This is a genomic window from Chitinivibrionales bacterium (assembly GCA_014728215.1).
Classification (GTDB): domain Bacteria; phylum Fibrobacterota; class Chitinivibrionia; order Chitinivibrionales; family WJKA01; genus WJKA01.
Window position 1 is genome coordinate 1 of record WJLZ01000139.1, and the last position, 3,056, is coordinate 3,056.

Genomic DNA, 3,056 nt, shown 5'->3' on the forward strand with positions numbered 1-3,056 from the left:
CAGAAGGAACGATTCGGTATCACAAGAGAAAAAGACTGGAGAACAAAGAGGACGGGCGGAAAGACCGTTATTCCGCAGTTTCTCAGTTCTCCACGCCAATAGAAATCTGGATACAGGAGCAACTGCCCACCGACCGTCCAAAAAGAAATACAATTCTCTCATTATATCGGCAATTATATGATTTTCATAATTTCCGGCTGTCATATGACGCCTTGAGGCGGTACATCAGGAAACATCATCCGGAAGTGTTGGAAAAATCTTACCATGTTCGGATCGAGACACCGCCGGAGAAATTATCGCAGGTAGACTGGAAAGAAAAAGTTCCGGTCCAAATTGGCGCGATGGGGAATTGGGTATCCGTCAATTTTCTCATTGTTTTGTTATGTTTTTCCCGCAAGCCAGCCATTGAAGTCCGGGAGAAGAAGGACGCCTATTCTTTCCTCAACGCGCATCATCAAGCGGTGAAAAAATTGGGAGGAACGACAGACTACTATCGTCCGGATTGTATGAAAACAGCAGTCAGCATCTGGAACGGCAGGAGTTCGGAAATGAATGATGCATACGCCGATTTTCTGAAAAGCATCGGAGCACAGGGTTTTCCTGCGCGTCCTGGAGCGGCCACCGACAAGGGCAAAGTTGAAAAAAAGATACGTGATTTGTTCCGGGATATAAATTTTCGACGAATGGTTTTTCGAGACCTTGCGCATGTACAGGAATATATGGATAAGAAAATAGCCGAACTCTGTGAACGAACTATTTGTCCGGCAACCGGAACGACTATAGCGGAAGCGTATGAATATGAGCGGCAATTCCTGCAGGACGCAATCGAAGATGTTCCGATGATTCCGATAGCAACTATGACGACGAAAGTACAGAAAGGCTCATTGGCCTGGTTTAAGAGCAATTATTATCAGATACCACAAGGATTTATTGGAAAAAGGGTCCGGTTCATCCATACCGGTGCCACAATAGAAATCTATCACGACGGAGAGCTCCTTGAAACATACAGGTATGAACCTGGTCTGAAAGGAATGGTCAGGATGAGCGGGAAAGCCGCAGAAGAAGAAAGTCGGCCCGTTATGCGAAAAAGCCCCCCCAAGAGTGAGAAAAGAAATATAGCATTAATTAAAAACTCGCTAAGTTTACGTATTTATCACACTTGCTAATGCAATCTTAATGTTGTATACTCCATATGAATGAATGGAAAAGAATTAATCAAAATCTTAGAAAACGACGGATGGATATTAGATAGAATTTCCGGCAGCCATCACATACTGATAAAAGAAGGTAAAAGATCTATACCGGTACCTGTTCATGGGAAAAAAGATATTCCAATCGGATTAGCTAAAAAAATATTAAAACAGGCCGGAATAGAGAGGAGATAACATGTATTACTATGCATTAATTGAAAAGGCTGAAGGAAATTTTTTTGTTTCATTTCCTCAGTTTGAACAAATTAATACTTACGGGGAGACAATAGAAGAAGCTATTTACAACGCAGAAGAAGCTCTAAACGGATGCATTGAATCGGATTTCGAACGAGGTTTTGAAATACCTGGAATAAAAGAAATTACAGGAAAAAATTATTATAAAATCTCAATACGCCCACATATAGAAATTGCTCTCCAACTGAGAAAAATAAGAGATAAAAAAAGTCAAATAGAATTAGCTAAGGAATTGGGAATATCCTATCAAGCATATCAACGCCTTGAAAATCCTAGAAGATGTAATCCTACAGTAAAAACCCTAGAAAAAATAGCAAAAGTTTTCAATAAAGATTTGGAAATACTAATAAGATAAGGAGAGGGGGGGCTTCATCACATAACTATTTACCTGTTTTCTTATGAACATATTCAGGCTTTCAAGGTTTGCCAGGCATACAAGCTGTGATACATTGGCGTAATCCCGGATATTTCCTTTCTTGTCTGGGTTCTCATTACGCCATTGTCTGGCTGTTTTACCAAATAAAGCCATATTTATAACATCGGCTTCCGAGGCATAAACATAACTTACCTGCTTTTTTGAAAGTTTTTCTGGGATCAGATTTTGCTTTATTGCGTTGGTGTGAATCCGGTAATTAATTTTGGTAAGCTGCCGTTTTACATCCCAGCCGAGCTGTTTTTGCTCTTCTTCTTTGAGCCTTTGAAACTCTTTGATAAGGTGGAGCTTAAATTCGACTGATACCCAGGAAGTAAATTCAAAGGCAATATCCTTATGTGCATAGGTGCCGCCATAGCGCCCTGTTTTCGAATCCAAACCAATGGCTCTGGTCAAAGAAATCCATTGCTTGGGAGTGAGTGTGAAGCTGTTTAGCCCAGCCTGCTTTCTAATCCCGTCGAATTCGACGGGATTAAAATCCGGATTGTGGAGCTGTTCCCAAAGCCCCAGGAGTTCCAATGTATTGCGGTTTCTGAGCCAGTTTCTGATTAAATCGTCAGGATGATCAGGATTTTTGGACTTTGCAATATCAGTGATACAGATAAAGGCATTTTGATCTATTGCCTTTATTTATCACTCACACTTATATTGTCCTTGACCCGATTAACCGCTTTGCTGTCGCCGGTTTTCAGCTTTGCCAGGATATCTTTTGTTTCGCTGCCGGCCCGTTTTTTAACAGTGCCGTCCTCAAGAACCTCTTTCTGGTTAAGCAATACCTGTTTTCCCTGTTTGTCGATATATTTCAGGTCATAGGTTCGGTATTCATGGTCAACTGCTTTGGGAGGTTTAGAAGGAAATCCCAGAAGGGCGATTATTCCGTCTGTACTGCACAAATCTGTATTCTTGTTAAATCCGGTATACACTCTCTTGGGCATTTTCCTGTAAAACTCTTCATCTCTTTGCAATTCTTCCAGTAAATCCTGCCGAAAATCTTCAAAAGAGAGGTTATTAAAACCTAAGCCGCTTTCATGCTCTTCAATATCTTCCCAGGTCGTCTGCATCTGTTTGTTTTTTTCTTTTCTTTAGCTCCAAAATGAACAGCTATGGAAAGATAATCTTAGATTCCCCTTTCCAATGTCACCTAACGTTTCGCGGCTATATGAAGTTTTTGCAACGCA

The 3,056-nt window shown here is 40.9% G+C and carries 5 protein-coding genes; 3 read left to right on the plus strand and 2 right to left on the minus strand.

Translation table 11 applies throughout. The annotated features are described in order from the left end of the window. From GF401_11640 to GF401_11650, 3 genes are all read left to right on the plus strand, one after another. The coding region (locus tag GF401_11640) for a DDE-type integrase/transposase/recombinase (protein ID MBD3345703.1) at positions 1-1,166 on the plus strand (1,166 nt) is incomplete at its 5' end. 30 nt (positions 1,167-1,196) lie between these two features. Next, positions 1,197-1,385 (plus strand): addiction module toxin, HicA family, encoded by a 189-nt coding sequence (locus tag GF401_11645; protein ID MBD3345704.1) that lies wholly within the window; start codon positions 1,197-1,199, stop codon positions 1,383-1,385. Between the two features lies 1 nt (position 1,386). After that, positions 1,387-1,800, plus strand: coding sequence for a helix-turn-helix domain-containing protein (locus GF401_11650; GenBank protein ID MBD3345705.1), 414 nt, complete (start codon positions 1,387-1,389; stop codon positions 1,798-1,800). On the opposite strand, the gene GF401_11655 is transcribed toward GF401_11650, so the two are convergent. Beyond that, entirely contained in the window at positions 1,789-2,508 is a 720-nt protein-coding gene (locus tag GF401_11655) for a KilA-N domain-containing protein (GenBank protein ID MBD3345706.1), read from the minus strand. The genes GF401_11650 and GF401_11655 overlap by 12 nt on opposite strands. Beyond that, positions 2,505-2,939: a hypothetical protein gene (locus GF401_11660; GenBank protein MBD3345707.1), complete on the minus strand. Its 435-nt coding sequence runs from the start codon at positions 2,937-2,939 to the stop codon at positions 2,505-2,507. The genes GF401_11655 and GF401_11660 overlap by 4 nt, the downstream gene beginning before the upstream one ends. Between the last annotated feature and the right edge of the window lie 117 nt (positions 2,940-3,056).